The sequence below is a fragment of the Salinivibrio sp. EAGSL genome (genome assembly GCF_013366455.1).
GTDB lineage: Bacteria > Pseudomonadota > Gammaproteobacteria > Enterobacterales > Vibrionaceae > Salinivibrio > Salinivibrio costicola.
On the sequence record NZ_JABWMG010000014.1, the window covers coordinates 91,141 to 105,624 of the forward strand.

A 14,484-nucleotide genomic window follows, 5' to 3' on the forward strand; every position below is an offset into this window, starting at 1 on the left:
GTTTTTCTGCGCCAAGGGTAACGGATACGGCCAATAGTTGTAATAGGTTCAGCCAACTATGTAAAAACAAACCAACTAAAAAAGAACCAGCTTAAACGTATTAATTTGCAAAGAGCAGCAACGCATGAAAGGCCATCACACTAAGTGTGAGCCGATCGCGCATCGTTTGGTACCCCGCTGGCTGATCGTTTTTTTGTTGGCGATATCGAATCCACCGTTCGGTAAGCCACACTAAAAAGTAACCTGCCGTAAGCACGCTTACGGTCAGGGATAGAGGTGTCGCCCCTTTGACCAATGCGCCCCATGCAAGCAGGGCGAACACATTACTGAGTACCAACGCATACCGATTCGATGTAGGAGGTGGGTTATCCAGGCCGCTCCCCCACAACACGCCGGATAAAAAGCTTAAAATCACGGCACTGTAGGTAATAAACAATTGTTCGCCAGCTAAGCCAAAAACTGTCAGCCCAGTCCAACTGACCACGAGGGCCCCCGCGAACGGTAATAGGCCAAGATAGCCTAAATTCAACATGGTGCGATCCGCTGACGATGAACGAACATCGGGTTGGGGCATTGTTTTACTCCTACTCATAAATCAGTTCAGCTAGTTTATACGGTATCACTGCCATGATGGCTGATAGCTCGTGTCGGTTTGCTGCTTTTCTCATCACTTTGCACTTCACTACCGTGATAAAGGCCTCTTTTTTTTGCAAAGAAAACGCACCTTGCGTAAATTGTTGCGCGTTTTGTTGTTTAAAAAGGAGTTACTCATGTCAGCACGAAGTACGTCGGATGCGAGCAATGCCAGCACATTGCAGCATCCGTTTGCCGATTGCGTCACCCAAACGGGGCCGTTTAAGGGCGTTCATAAAAATATGATGATCGCCGCTACCCTTCTGGTTTTCGTCTTCGTTTTTTTTACCGGGTTTAACACTCACCTAGCAGCCAGTGTGTTTGCTGCTGCTCGCGGATGGGTAGAGTCTACGTTCGGTTGGTATTACATGTTGGTGCTTGTTCTCTTATTGGCCGCCAGCTTCATTATTGCAGTCACCCGTTTTGGTAATATTCGTTTGGGTGACGACGACGATCGCCCCGAATTTAGTACTTTTTCGTGGCTATCGATGTTATTTTCCGCCGGTGTCGGTGTTGGCATATTGTTTTTTGGGGTAGCCGAACCCACGCTCTACTTTGATACAAGTGGTGCGTTCGGCTACCCCAACAACCCATATGCTGATATGGCAGGCGCAACCACCATGGGATTTGATCGCGCGGCCGCTGCTCTGCGTGTTACCTACTTTCACTGGGGCTTTCATGGCTGGGCCGTGTACGTCATTGTTGGCCTCGCGCTGGCGTATTTCTCGTTCCGTAAAAAACTGCCGCTCGCGCTACGATCCACCATTTATCCGCTGATTGGCGATCGGATCTACGGCCCCATTGGCCATATCACCGATATTTTAGGTGTCCTGGGCTGCGTATTCGGTGTCGCTACCTCGCTCGGGTTAGGTGTCAGTCAGATCGCAGTGGGGCTCGATCGCTTATTTGGCATCGATCCCGGTGTCATGACTCAGGTTATCCTGATCGTTTTGATTTCCGTGGCCTCAATCATGTCGTCTCTGTCTGGCGTCGGCAAAGGGATCCGCATTATTTCCGAGTGGAACATTATCGTCTCGGCATTGGTAATCGCTTACTTCTTATTTGGCGGTCCAACCACCTGGTTGATCCACGTCTTTGGTGCTTCACTCAGTGACTATTTGGTCGGTTTTATCCCAATGGGACTGTGGTTTCCTGAAACGCCAGGCCCAGCCGCATGGCAAAATGCCTGGACCATTTTCTACTGGGGTTGGTGGATTGGCTGGGCGCCCTTTATTGGCTTATTTATTGCCCGCATTTCTCGCGGACGTACCCTGCGTGAGTTTGTAGTTTGTGTGCTTTGCGCGCCAACGCTGATGATTTTTGCCTGGTTGGCCATTTTTGGCGGCAATGCGTTGCATCAAGAGCTTGTTGCTGAGATGGGTGTCGGTACAGCGGGAATCATTGATTTGGTGAATGGCTGGGACTTGCCTGCGGCATTGTTCGCCACAGCCGATGGCATTACCGGCGGCGGTATCTGGGGTTGGATACTGAACGCCATGATGATCTTTTTGCTGTTTAGCTGGTTTATTACCTCGTCCGATTCCAGCACCTTGGTGCTCACCACCATTCTGTCGATGGGCAATGATGATCCGCCGAAACGCTTCCGTGTTTTCTGGGGCACTATGATCGGCGCCGTCGCCGCGGTGCTTTTGGTCGCAGGCGGCTTAAGAGCCTTACAAACGGCCAACATGGTGACTGCATTACCTATCAGTGTATTGGTGATCTTAATGACCATCAGTGTGATGAAGTCTTTACTGGCAGAGCCGGTTGGCAAGCCCACCGCCTCGACGCCATCACAAGCGAATCGCTAGACCGGTTTCATCGACCAACGAAAGCGCCACCTCATACGGTGGCGCTTTTTATTCGAGGTCGTCTTATTCGAGGTCGTCGTCGCTTTTATGGATTCGCATCATCCACGGCCATCGCCAGCACACTGACCGGATGCAAGGCTTCCAACGGTGTGTTCTCTTCAATTTGCCATTTGCAGGTTTCACAATCGGTGATAGCAAAGTCAGCTTCTGCAGCTTTAATCTGAGCAAACAAACCACTACCGATGGCAATCGAGGTTTGATAGTTCTCGGTTTTAAAGCCATAGGTGCCTGCCAAACCACAACACTCGCTATCGAGCACAACCACGTCTAACCCGGGGATCATCCGCAATAGCTCAATGGTGAACATCGCATTGCCACTGCGCTCCAAGTGACAAGGAGTGTGATACACCACCCGTTTATTGATGGGTTTTAGCTTGGGCATCTCGCCATTCATTGCCGCTTTGAGTAAAAAACGGGTCACGAAGCTAATTTGTCCTGCCACATGCTGATTGTCGACGCCCAATACATGCGGATACTCTTCTTTGAGTGTCAGCGCACACGATGATGACGTCGCGATCACTGGGCGCTCGTCGGCAACAGAATCGGCAATCATCGCGGTATTGGCGGTGGCATTACGTCTTGCTTTATCATAAAAACCGTTAGCAATTAAGGGGACACCACAGCATTTGTGTTTCTCTAATAGCTGAACGCCATAGCCCATCGCATTCATTACTGTGACCAAGTCTTTGCCGAGCTGCGGATTGTTAAAATTCACATAACAACCGTGAAAATAGCTGACTTGTTTGGGGTATTCAGCTTGTGCCGCCGTTTGGCTTTTCATCCAGCGGCGGAAGGTACCAAAAGAATACTTAGGCAAGGATTTATGTTTATCTACCCCAATGGTGGCATGCATCACCGCTTTTACCGGTTTTAGATCCGTCATCGCATTCACAATCGGTGCCACCGGGTTCGCCAAGGTACCAAATAAATCGGTGTGGCTGAGCACGTAATCACGCATCAACTTAGGATTGATGTTTTTCTCGCCATGTTTACCCCGTGCCACGGCAATGATATCACCAATTTTCACCCCAGAGGGACAGGCGGTTTCGCAGCGTTTGCAGTTGGTGCATAGTTTGAGTAGGTCGTCATAATACTCTGGATTTTTAATCCGCAGACGCTCGCCGTCCGGCCCACACTCTTTGGGGCCCGGATACGCCGGATTCACTTTCGACACTGGGCAGTACACAGTGCAGACGGTACACTTGATACACTGGTCAAAACTGGTGGGCTGCGGTGCATGGTCGCGATATTCTCGCTGTTTAAGCCATTCGGTTAACATATGGCCTCCTTAGCGTTTGCCATCACGGCAAGTGCTCGTTGTGCCGCGGCGTAGCCTGTTGCAACCGCAACGCCTCCGCCGCAACCTTCAAATACGGGGTCGTAACCACTGAGTACTGCCCCACATACAAACAAGTTTTGACAACGTTTTCCGCGCGCGGTAGGCCGCAGTTGGTTATCGGTGTTAATACCGAAGGCCATAAACGGATGACTTTGCTGGCTGAAAAAGTCCTCATTGCGCCATTCGTTGCGATCAGGGCTTTGTACCATATCTAACCCCAGTGTTGGCTCGCTAACTTGGGTGCGATCCGCATTCAAGCCGCGACTAAAATAGCTTCCCGTCGCCAAGATCACTGCCTCTGCGGTTAACGGAATATCCTCTAACTGACGGGTATGTAATGCAGTGAGGCGGCCACTGTCGTCAAACTCGCCGCTGGTGACTTGATCACCGCGCAGCAACATGCCACCTGCACTGGCAAACGCGCGCTGCAGGGCCTCTTCTATTCGAATCCCGAGTAACGAAGGCGGCATGGTGGGCACTTCATGGAAGCAACGATCGGTGCGCTGTTTAAGTGCATCCATACCCTGCTCGCCCGCAACGTTGGCAATGATGGCAGGCAAAATCACGAGCTCGTCCGGTCCAGATTGCGCGATTAACTGCTCGCACAGGCTGTCAAAGGCGTTAGGCTCGGCCAGTAAGCGTGACAGATCAACCGAGCGCAATTCATTGCGGTTACGGCGCAAACGCTCCGCACCAGGAATCGAAAGCGTGATGGTGCGACTCGGGCAGGAGGCAAAATCACGCTGCGCGGTAATAGTGTCTTTGGCTAACGTCGGTTGCGCATCGCGATAGCCGTCAATGGCGGCAAAACAGAGACCCGAAAAACGGCGCGGGCCACGATGTTGATACACGTGCCCTTGCGATAACCACGTCGGACGCACAGTGCCCAGCGGCGTGATCCGGCCATGATTGGCGTTGTCTTCTTGATGATACAAACACACTTTTTGCGCACTGAGTTGCTGTTGGAACCAGGTTAACGAATCGGTGATCTCATCAAGGCTAACCTTGGCATAAGGGTGCTCAGGATGCTGGCGCACCAATTTGGGAATCGCCTCAAACGGTTGGGTAACCGGCTCACCATTAGGAAAATGGCCCAGTACATCAATTGAACCCGAGGAAAAATGCAGTGCACTTTGTCCCGCACTGATCATTACCGTTTTTTTGCCGGCTTCCAATGCACGTATCGCTGCCGTATACCCAGCAATGCCACCGCCAATCACCGCAATATCATAGTGAATCATTGTGAGACCTCCTGATCGACAGCTTGAGTGGACACTTGCTCATTCATTTCCGTTTTTGATTCCTCGCTCGACGACTTAGGCACATCACCGGCGCCAAATAATCCTTGATAAATCCAGTAACTAAATTCGGCTTCGCGTAAAGCGTCCCCCCAGAAGATAGGCTTGACGCCCTTCCAGCGCTCTTCAAGAAAGTCCACCAGCAGCCCAGCACTCGCTTGCCCATCTAATCCTCCGCACTCACTGAATAAGCTGGCGGCGCGATAACTGCACAACTCGCCCTGACACGGCCCCATTCCAAGACGGGTGCGACGGCGTAAATCAGTGATGTTTTTTGCATCCAACGATTGAATGGCGTAATTCACCTCGCCTTTGGTCACCATTTCGCATTCGCAAATCACCGCTTGGCTGTCGTCACTTTCATCCAAGAAATGGCTGACGCGTTCGCCATGGCGATAATAGGCGGATTGATAGACGGGTTTGACCAAGCTTGCACTGGCTTTGCTGATCCCTTTGGAGGGCTCAGAGCCCGGTAGCGGCCGTGTCGCGGTTTGGCAGGCATTGCGGTTACCCAGTTTTTCAGCCACCAAATCTGTGGCTTGCTCGGCCATCAGTCGATAGGTCATGAGTTTGCCACCGGTAATGGTGATCAAACCGTCAAGGCCATCGCGCGCTTGGTGGTCAAGCAACACGATGCCGCGGCTGATATTACGACCACTGCCATCATCGTCCACCGAGACCAACGGGCGTACGCCTGCATAAGCCCGTAACACCCGAGTATTGGCCATGATGGGAGCCAGCTTGGCGCCCTCGCGCATCAGCACATCCACTTCTTGTGGCGTCACCGCCAACTTATCAATTTGGTCGTACTCAATATGCTCGGACGTCGTACCAATTAAGGAAATAGTATCGCCAGGCACCAAGATGTCCGCATCGGCCGGTTTGCGACAGCGGTTGATCACCCGATTATTAATGCGGTAATCGAGGATCAGCAGTGAGCCCTTGGCAGGAAACATTTTGATGTTGAGATCGGCATACTCACAGATAGTCTGGCCCCAAATCCCTGCCGCATTGATCACTTGCTGGGCCATAATCGAAAAGCGCTCACCCGTAAGAGTGTGGATACAATGAACCCCTTGTACCGTCGCGCCTTGGCGAATTAATCCAGTGACTTGGGTATGATTAAATACCTTGCCGCCATGCTCTTTACCGTCTAACACATTTGCCGCACACAAACGAAAGGGGTCAACCGTGCCATCGGGCACTTGCACGGCGCCTATCATGGCCGGGTTAGCATTGGGCTCTAGAACGAGCGCCTCATGCGGTGTGAGTTTTCGTGTCGGAATACCGGCTTTATCACAACTGGCGATAAAGGTATCTTGGTAGGCCAGATCGTCTTCCGGCAAGGTAATAAACAGCCCCTTGGTATCTTCCACGCAATGACGCGCCACAGATTTAAGAATGGTGTTTTCTTGGATGCATTCGCGTGCCGATTCGGTATCCGTGACCGCGTAACGAGCCCCAGAGTGCAACAACCCATGGTTGCGACCCGAAGTGCCTGCCGCAATATCGTCACGTTCGAGCAAAATGCACGAGATGCCGCGAAGCGCACAATCGCGCATGATGCCAGTGCCGGTCGCACCGCCACCAATGATGACCACATCCGTTTCAATATAATGGCGAGTTGGCATGGGGCCTCCTTGTTACTTTATCGTAACCAGAGTGTGGCATTTCCCGTGCAACAATGACGGCGACAACATCACACTATGCGCGAAAGCGAAAAGGAAACTGCGGCTTGTTTGATTTAGGACAAACTTTTCAGTGGCGGATAGCGCGCGAATGGTGACACGGCAAATGAGCACTACAAGAAACCAGGCCACGTTTATCCGCCATTTGAGGAAAACACCTAGGGATAGCATGGTCGTGAAAAAGAAGACAAAGAAGACAAAGAAGACAAAGTCACCATGCTCGAAAACGCGCATTGTTAATACATTGTGTATTTATTGGCTATTATTGCCCGATCTCAAATGTTGTCGAGTCATGGTGGCGCGATAACACAGTGCCACCACGAAGCATAATCCCGCCGGAAACAACAAGGCCGTAAAGTGGAAATGCGCAAATAACGCCGCCCCTACCACGCCGCCGACAATAAACCCCGACGCAATCAGTAAAAACAGCATCAGTTTACGCTTATCAACGCGGTTACCGCGCAGCTTGCCGCCTAACATTAAGCCTAAATCGGTGACAATACCGGTTAAATGGGTTGAGCGTACAATCGCACCACTATAGGTGGTCGCCATCGCATTTTGCAGGCCACAAGCCGCCGATGCCGCCAGTTGACCAATGGCAAAGCCGCGGGATAAAAAATAAAACGCCACCACAATTAACCCGGCTTCAACAAAGAGTGCCGAGTCATAATGGCGGCCCAGCTTTAGCGTGCTACCATGCAACAAGCAGCCGGACACCGCAGCACCAAGGAAAAAGGCCAACAATAAGCCACCCAGCTGAACAACGTGCATCCACTGGCCCGCAAACAGCCCCGAGCCAAATTGCGTCGCGGTGCCTGACACGTGTGAGACGGCTTGGTGTTCAAAGCCCAACAAGCCGATCGCATTGATGGTGCCGGCGATCAGTGCCAACACGAACGCCCCGGATTCAACCCACCGAGGCAAACGGGTAATCATTGGCTTTCCTTGCGTTAGTTAGTCGATGACGATGCTGGCGGGTCGAGCCTATCAAGTTGGTTATGACGGATCATCGCTTGCAACTCTTCCACATAGGCCTGCCCACGCTCAGAGTAGCGCCCTAATCCATTGGCGAGCACCGCGCCTGAAAGCGTTTTGTTTTGCTCTCGCAGACGGGCGCGGATCTCGCGTAGTCCTTGATATGCGGCATGGGTATTAAGGTTGTTGATATAGCTTTCTACCGAGGCTTGTGGCCCTTCAAACGCAGCCACTTCATGGGTTTTGCCTTCCGTTCGCTGCTTAGGCACCAGACCACACCCTTTGCTAAAACACCACTGGCCAAAGTAGTTGTTGCCTTCACGTGCAAACCGCGAGGTACCCCACGCACTCTCATTGGCTGCCTGCGCTAACACCAACGACGGCGGAATGATATCCACTCGTTGGATCAGCGCCATCCAATTCGCTTCCTGGCTAACATCAAAGTCTGCTAACTCGTACTGATTCGCCAGCGCTTGGACGCGTTTTGTTTCTCGGCTACTTAGCGCATTTTTACGCGCATGCCATGCCAACAATGCGGTACGATCGGCCCGTATTTGGTTATTAATCGTATTGACAACGGGCGTGAAGTAATCAAAAAACGCCTGCTTGCGCTCTGCCCCCGCGGCAAAAGATTGGAAATCAGGAACAAGGGGAGCTTTGGGCTGCTGACGCGAGATCAAAATGGTGATAGCCACAGCAACAATAGCCATGCCAATCAAGACAAAGTTACGATGTTTCATGATGCCCCTGATGTTGTCGATGTGAGCGGTATTATACGCGAAATACCCGTTGGCGACGAATACCGCCCGCTCAACTTTATACTGGCAGTGCCACATCTATGTTAACAGGGAAAAATCACCCGAAAACACGCCCCACCTAAATCACTATGGTCAACCTCAACATGGCCGTGATGGCGGGGGCTCTCACTAAGTAATTCGACCACCGGTCAATGGTGGCTCGTTTTGTTTCATATTGCCTTCCGCAATATAATATATTGTTTATCATGTAAAAAATACTTTCCTGCACCCACTAACTGTATTTATAGGCTGTCATTGAAGCCTTCAATAACATTTTGTTACATTTACTAATCATCATACAGTTGCACCTTACTTGGAATTATTTTCTTATCGCCATCCGCGCTTCAATTGGCGACATACTCGCGACTTTTCAAACACTCACGCGCTAGGCTAACCATGAAAAACATTTTATTTTTACCCATTGCGATGTTTGCGTTCGGTATGGATGCATATGTCGTTGCGGGCATTATCCCGGAAATTTCGACCAGTTTTCATATTACTGAAGCCCAAACAGCACAGATGGTGACTGCCTTTACGTTGTGCTATGCCCTTTCCGCACCCATACTGGCTACCTTATTGGCTGGCTTTCCTACTAAAAAGGCCCTCGTGCTGTCGATGTTGGTATTTATTGCCGCTAACCTTGTCACGATTTTCAGCACTCACTTAACCATGCTACTTGCAAGCCGTGCGCTAGCCGGTATTGGCGCAGGCATTTTCTCACCTTTAGCGGCGGCGAGTGCGGCATCTTTGGTGCCTGACGAAAAGAAAGGTCGCGCATTAGGTCTTTTACTGGGTGGAATGAGTGCTGGCACTGTCGTAGGCGTTCCTGCGGGCCTGGCTTTATCTGCTTGGTTGGGATGGCAAGGTGTTTTTGCTGTCGTGATCGGTATCGCGCTTATTGGGCTTGTTGGCGTGGTGCTCGGAGTGCCGCATATCTGTGTCGCGCCGCCGCCATCATTAAAAGCGCGCGTCGCGCTACTCACCGATCGTTCAGTATCTGCGACGATTACTGTCACGTTTCTGACGGCTGTCGCCAGCTTAGGACTCTATTCTTACCTCGCACCGGTGATTACGGGTATCACACAACAAACCAACCTTACGCCATATTTATGGGTTTGGGGGCTGGGTGGTATGATTGGCAGCTTCACCATCGGCCATTTAATCGACTGGGTAAAACACCCAAGGGCGATCCTGCTAGGCATACTGGCGCTGATGTCAGTGGCAATATATAGCATCCCGAGTAGTTTGCCTCTGTCTTCACTGATTGCCTTTGTGCCATTCTTCTTGTGGGGTGCGGCCGGTTGGTCGTCACTCGCGCCACAGCAACACACACTGATTAGCCTCCAACCTGATCATAGCGCCGCGGTGGTGGCACTGAATAGTTCTTCAAACTACCTAGGGGGTGCGGTGGGTACCCTATTAGGTGGTTTGTGGCTCAGCCACGGCCTTTCGGTGACTCAGCTTGTCTATGCAGCCGCGGCAGTTGGTGGCGTTGCTATCGTTATTCAAATTGGGATTCTACGCCAAAGCGCCCACTCAGTAGCGACAAGGTGCAAAAGCACCTAGCTCGACAATATTCCAAGTATCCAAAACCTTTATTAGACGTTGAATTTACTTGCCTCAGTCGGCAGTAATTCAGGTGGTGGCATGTTCACGGTTTGCAGTCCTGCCGTTTGCAAGGCGACTTTTATGATATCAAGATGCGCTTGTGTTGCCTCTAGCCAATTGCTGGCATCGCCCTTCACACCTGCTCGGTGAAAGCCATTTAAACGCACGAAAAAGCGCCTGAGAGGCGCCTTTCGGTTTAAATCTGGTGCTTAGTTTTGATCGTCGCCGTAGTATTGTACGCCGAGCTTAATTCGCTCGCGTCCTTGCGCTAGGCGGTGTTTATTCGTATCCCGCAGCGAATAAATACACCCGCAGTATTCCTGCTGGTAAAAACGCTCGCGCTTGCTGATTTCTATCATTCGCTGACTACCACCTTGCTTGCGCCAGTTGTAATCCCAGTAGCTTACATCTGGATATGGGGCGGCTGCGCGATGGCCACAATCATTAATTTGCTGCATGTTCTTCCAGCGCGAGATACCCAGTGAACTACTGATAAACCGGAAACCATGTTCGGCGGCATATAGCGCTGTGCGCTCAAACCGCATGTCAAAGCACATGGTGCATCGGATGCCGCGCTCAGGTTCAAACTCCATCCCCTTAGCTCTGGCGTACCAGTTATCGGTATCGTAATCCATATCGATAAACGGCACGTCATGATCTTCTGCAAAGCGAATATTCTCCTGCTTACGGATTTCGTATTCTTTAGCCGGATGAATGTTGGGATTATAGAAAAAGATACTGTAGCGGATCCCGCTTGCTTGTATCGCTTCCATCACTTCTCCCGAACAAGGGGCACAACAAGAGTGAAGGAGTAACTGGTCGTTGTCGCGATCAAAGTCAGGCGGCAAAGGCAACGGCGTACGTGTAAATTCAGGCATGGCAATTCCGTGTTCACAATGCAAAAAATAAAACGCCAATATTCATATATTTGCGTATGTAACGGATTCTAGCACGCCATCGCCCAAATTTGCAGACGTTGTGATTGTCGAACGGTGTTTTGCGCTTATTTATGATGAACTTTACATCACTTACTCGGGCGAGTGTGAACAGACTTCGGAAAGAGAGGGTTAAAATAGATACAAAAAAGCCGCTGATTTCTCAGCGGCTTTTTTAGATTTGGCGGAGGGACAGGGATTTGAACCCTGGAAGGGCTATTAACCCTTGCCGGTTTTCAAGACCGGTGCTTTCAACCGCTCAGCCATCCCTCCGAACAGTTTTGTATACTAATGATGCCCTAGTGCAATGTAAAGTACTGCAACACTATTTTTTGTTTAAGTGATGGATATTCATCCATTACTGACATGACGCGGCTTCACATTCGGTGAACAAGTTGGTACAACGTGCATATACTCTCCATTGAGAGCTCGCATGTTACTAACTCAGGAACCGACATGACCTTAGACAGCTTTCTCGCCAAGGTAACGCAAACACCCGATATGGTAATGTTTGATGAGACGATGGCGGTGATAGATGCACATTACGACTACGCGCCCACGCGATTTACTAACGGTAACCTCGCCAATAAAGCTGGACAAAATACAGGCTCTTGCAAAGTGCTCGCGTTTTGCCAGCTGCATGAGTTAACGGAAGCGCAAACGCTCGCGTGTTTCGGAGGGTACTACCGCGAGGACGTGTTGAGCCATCCCTCTGGGACTGATCATAAAAATATTCGTAATTTTATGGTAACCGGATGGAAAGGTGTGTCGTTTGACAAAATGCCCTTGAAAGCAAAAACGCGAACGCATTCTTAAAGGACGTCCGATCAAAAACGGCGACCCGCGGTCGCCGTTTGCCTATGACGCCAGACTTGATCGAACGCTAGCTAGTATGCTGACGCGGCAGAAATATCTCCCCCATCATACAACGTACGCTACCGCCGCCAATTGTCTCTATTGTTGTGACATCGATAGGAACCAGTTTCCCAAACTGGCGTAATGTACGCTTTTGCGCTTCTGTAAAAGCACTGTAAGCAGACAACGACATCACAATCACCGATTCGCCATGTCGATTTCGCAATTGCAAGATATTGCCACAAAGCTGATTCATTTGTGATTCACTGATCGAAACGAGCGTTTTGTCTTCGCTCAGTGTATTGCAGACCAAATCCCGCTGCCCGGCCTCTATTACCTCATCACAAACCACGGCAAACGCTTCGCCCACAGCCATCATCACATTAGTATGATAAACCGGATTGCCATCGCTCATCTCGGTGTTGAAGCTCACGACTTGTCGCATGCCCACCTTTGCTGCCCATTCGGTCAATAAAATACTGTCACAACGGTGTGAAAGTGCCGCATAAACACGCTGGTTAAGGTGATCGATAACCATTGCGCCTGTGCTTTCGAGAAACGCCTCTTCTTTATCGTGACATTTGACCTTATGCACATGATTAACGTCATAGCCGGCACGATCCAATGCTGCCATTAAACGCTCTGGCTTTACCTCTAACTGACGGTTTGGGCATGCCATAGGGTAAAGATAAAGCTCACCACTGGGCAAGGTGCTAAACCAGTTATTCGGGAAGACGGCATCCGGTGTCGCCGGATCCGAGTCAGGGTATTCCATCACCACCACATCAATACCATGGCGACGCAAAATCATCACCATGTTATTAAACTCTGCCATGGCGCGCGTTTTTACTTCCTCGTCGGGCAATGAGGGAGCGTGTTGAAAACCATTATCCTCACTGGTTTGTGCATTAAACTTAAAATGAAGCGGGGGTACCATCAACACGGCCGACGCTGCGTGGGGATGGGATAGCGGATATTGGGTATCGTAGCTCGCTAAAAACGCCATAAGCAAACCTTCTAAAACAACATGACTTAAAGAGTATAGATGGGCTATGGGGTACGCGATCAGTTTTAAACGCGCAACAGCCTCACCCAGTGGAATGAATAACCGCAGGAAAATATCATTGAAACAAGTTTTTTACAAATCCAGGTGAATCCGCACATTGCAGGGCGGAAGTTTAGTTAACTACACTATTAAAATAAACAGGGAGAACAAAGCATGAAACCAGCGCAGCCAACTCGCCACGAAGATAAGCGTCTTCACGCCTTATATGATCTAGGGATATTAGATACGGGCCGTGAAGATCGATTTGAGCGAATTGTGCGTGTCGCTGCCTACGTATCTGATTGCCCGGTGGTTGCGATTAGCCTGGTTGATGAAGATCGCCAATGGTTTAAAGCCAAACGTGGGTTAGCCGTTAATCAGACTGGGCGCAGTGAGTCCATTTGTGGGCATGCTATTCATCAACTCGAACCATTTATCATTGAGGACACGCTTAATGATCGTCGATTTGATGATAACCCATTGGTAACCGGCCCTCCTAACATCCGTTTTTATGCTGGATTCCCTTTTAGTCTTGATAGCGAGCACTTGCTTGGTACCCTCTGTGTCATCGACCACAAGCCTCGTCAGCTCAGTGACGCCTGTGAGCGCGCGCTGTCAGATCTCGCGCGAATCGTGGAACATGAGCTGGTCATGACTCAACAAAATGTGATCGACCCTTTGACAAGCGTATTTAATCGCCGTGGCTTTTACCGAGAAGTAACCAGCTATTTGACCGATGAGATGGTGATCGAAGATCAACATACTTTGCTGCACTTTGACGTCCGTCAGCTACAAGGCATAAATCGGCACTATGGCAAGCATGCGGGTGATGGCGTCCTGAGAGCATTTGCCGCCTGTTTAAGGGATGTCTTTGATGATACAGGCTGGATAGGACGTTTAGAAGGCTGTGAATTCGCCGTATTATTGATTCAACAAGACGTTGACGCCGTCGAAGCCCAATTAGATCGATTTTACCTAAGGCTCTGCCGGCGTTTATCGTCAGAACGTTATCCGTTTGTCTATTCGGTCGGCCTCGCCCACTTCACCCAGATCGATGAAACAGTGACATTAGAAACCATGTTATTAGACGCAACGAACGACACTCGGACATACCCTGTGCCTTCGGAAACACGTGATATTGGATAACGCTAACAAAATAGATGAGAAAAACGATGAGAAGATTGGAGCGACATACGAGGTTCGAACTCGTGACCTCGACCTTGGCAAGGTCGCGCTCTACCAGCTGAGCTAATGTCGCTTGTTCAATCAAGCGCCTAAAAGCGCTTAGAAAATTGGTTGCGGGAGGCGGATTCGAACCACCGACCTTCGGGTTATGAGCCCGACGAGCTACCAGACTGCTCCATCCCGCGTCCGTAACATCAATCATGCTTGATGTGGGCAAAACTTGGAGCGACATACGAGGTTCGAACTCGTGACCTC

General features: G+C 50.4%; 13 protein-coding genes and 3 tRNA genes. 4 read left to right on the top strand and 12 right to left on the bottom strand.

Annotated elements, in window-relative coordinates; translation table 11 throughout:
• Positions 1-100: 100 nt before the first annotated feature.
• Positions 101-574 carry a DUF3429 domain-containing protein gene (locus HLG76_RS10240; protein WP_254877670.1) on the bottom strand — a complete coding sequence of 158 codons (474 nt, stop codon included), beginning with the start codon at positions 572-574 and terminating at the stop codon, positions 101-103.
• A gap of 196 nt (positions 575-770) precedes the next feature.
• Here HLG76_RS10240 and HLG76_RS10245 point away from each other — a divergent pair, with 196 nt between their 5' ends.
• Positions 771-2,444: a BCCT family transporter gene (locus HLG76_RS10245; protein ID WP_175993599.1), complete on the top strand. Its 1,674-nt coding sequence runs from the start codon at positions 771-773 to the stop codon at positions 2,442-2,444.
• Positions 2,445-2,529: 85 nt separating this feature from the next.
• Here HLG76_RS10245 and glpC read toward each other — a convergent pair whose 3' ends face one another.
• The 5 genes from glpC to HLG76_RS10270 form a co-directional block, all read right to left on the bottom strand.
• The gene (gene glpC / locus HLG76_RS10250) at positions 2,530-3,783 is read right to left on the bottom strand and encodes an anaerobic glycerol-3-phosphate dehydrogenase subunit GlpC (protein ID WP_021023121.1); all 1,254 of its coding nucleotides are present in this window, start codon (positions 3,781-3,783) and stop codon (positions 2,530-2,532) included.
• Positions 3,777-5,084 carry a glycerol-3-phosphate dehydrogenase subunit GlpB gene (gene glpB / locus HLG76_RS10255; RefSeq protein WP_175993600.1) on the bottom strand — a complete coding sequence of 436 codons (1,308 nt, stop codon included), beginning with the start codon at positions 5,082-5,084 and terminating at the stop codon, positions 3,777-3,779. The genes glpC and glpB overlap by 7 nt, the downstream gene beginning before the upstream one ends.
• The gene (glpA, locus tag HLG76_RS10260) at positions 5,081-6,772 is read right to left on the bottom strand and encodes an anaerobic glycerol-3-phosphate dehydrogenase subunit A (protein ID WP_175993601.1); all 1,692 of its coding nucleotides are present in this window, start codon (positions 6,770-6,772) and stop codon (positions 5,081-5,083) included. Before glpA ends, glpB begins: the two co-directional genes overlap by 4 nt.
• 309 nt (positions 6,773-7,081) lie before the next feature.
• Complete coding sequence (locus HLG76_RS10265; RefSeq protein WP_175993602.1) at positions 7,082-7,765, bottom strand: YoaK family protein; 684 nt, start codon at positions 7,763-7,765, stop codon at positions 7,082-7,084.
• 14 nt (positions 7,766-7,779) lie between these two features.
• The gene (locus HLG76_RS10270) at positions 7,780-8,544 is read right to left on the bottom strand and encodes a glucosaminidase domain-containing protein (protein ID WP_217706551.1); all 765 of its coding nucleotides are present in this window, start codon (positions 8,542-8,544) and stop codon (positions 7,780-7,782) included.
• A 453-nt stretch (positions 8,545-8,997) separates the two neighbouring features.
• Here HLG76_RS10270 and HLG76_RS10275 point away from each other — a divergent pair, with 453 nt between their 5' ends.
• A complete protein-coding gene (locus HLG76_RS10275; protein ID WP_175993603.1) occupies positions 8,998-10,167 on the top strand; it encodes an MFS transporter in 1,170 nt (389 codons plus the stop codon).
• A 32-nt stretch (positions 10,168-10,199) separates the two neighbouring features.
• On the opposite strand, the gene HLG76_RS10280 is transcribed toward HLG76_RS10275, so the two are convergent.
• The 3 genes from HLG76_RS10280 to HLG76_RS10290 all read right to left on the bottom strand — a co-directional run bounded on the left by HLG76_RS10280 (position 10,200) and on the right by HLG76_RS10290 (position 11,417).
• Positions 10,200-10,376 (bottom strand): hypothetical protein, encoded by a 177-nt coding sequence (locus HLG76_RS10280; protein WP_175993604.1) that lies wholly within the window; start codon positions 10,374-10,376, stop codon positions 10,200-10,202.
• A 42-nt stretch (positions 10,377-10,418) separates the two neighbouring features.
• Positions 10,419-11,087 (bottom strand): epoxyqueuosine reductase QueH, encoded by a 669-nt coding sequence (locus HLG76_RS10285; protein WP_175993605.1) that lies wholly within the window; start codon positions 11,085-11,087, stop codon positions 10,419-10,421.
• Between the two features lie 239 nt (positions 11,088-11,326).
• A tRNA-Ser gene (locus tag HLG76_RS10290) sits at positions 11,327-11,417 on the bottom strand.
• A 183-nt stretch (positions 11,418-11,600) separates the two neighbouring features.
• Between HLG76_RS10290 and HLG76_RS10295 the strand changes: the two genes are divergently transcribed.
• A complete protein-coding gene (locus HLG76_RS10295) occupies positions 11,601-11,960 on the top strand; it encodes a HopJ type III effector protein (protein WP_077461234.1) in 360 nt (119 codons plus the stop codon).
• A gap of 67 nt (positions 11,961-12,027) precedes the next feature.
• Here the strand turns inward: HLG76_RS10295 and HLG76_RS10300 are convergent, their stop codons facing one another.
• Positions 12,028-13,005 carry an arginine deiminase-related protein gene (locus tag HLG76_RS10300; protein WP_077461233.1) on the bottom strand — a complete coding sequence of 326 codons (978 nt, stop codon included), beginning with the start codon at positions 13,003-13,005 and terminating at the stop codon, positions 12,028-12,030.
• Between the two features lie 213 nt (positions 13,006-13,218).
• On the opposite strand from HLG76_RS10300, the gene HLG76_RS10305 reads away from it, so the two are divergent.
• Positions 13,219-14,190, top strand: a complete 972-nt coding sequence (locus HLG76_RS10305) for a sensor domain-containing diguanylate cyclase (RefSeq protein ID WP_175993606.1) — start codon at positions 13,219-13,221, stop codon at positions 14,188-14,190.
• Positions 14,191-14,226: 36 nt separating this feature from the next.
• On the opposite strand, the gene HLG76_RS10310 is transcribed toward HLG76_RS10305, so the two are convergent.
• Both HLG76_RS10310 and HLG76_RS10315 read right to left on the bottom strand, forming a co-directional pair.
• Positions 14,227-14,302: transfer RNA gene (locus HLG76_RS10310), tRNA-Gly, on the bottom strand.
• A gap of 35 nt (positions 14,303-14,337) precedes the next feature.
• A tRNA-Met gene (locus HLG76_RS10315) sits at positions 14,338-14,414 on the bottom strand.
• Between the last annotated feature and the right edge of the window lie 70 nt (positions 14,415-14,484).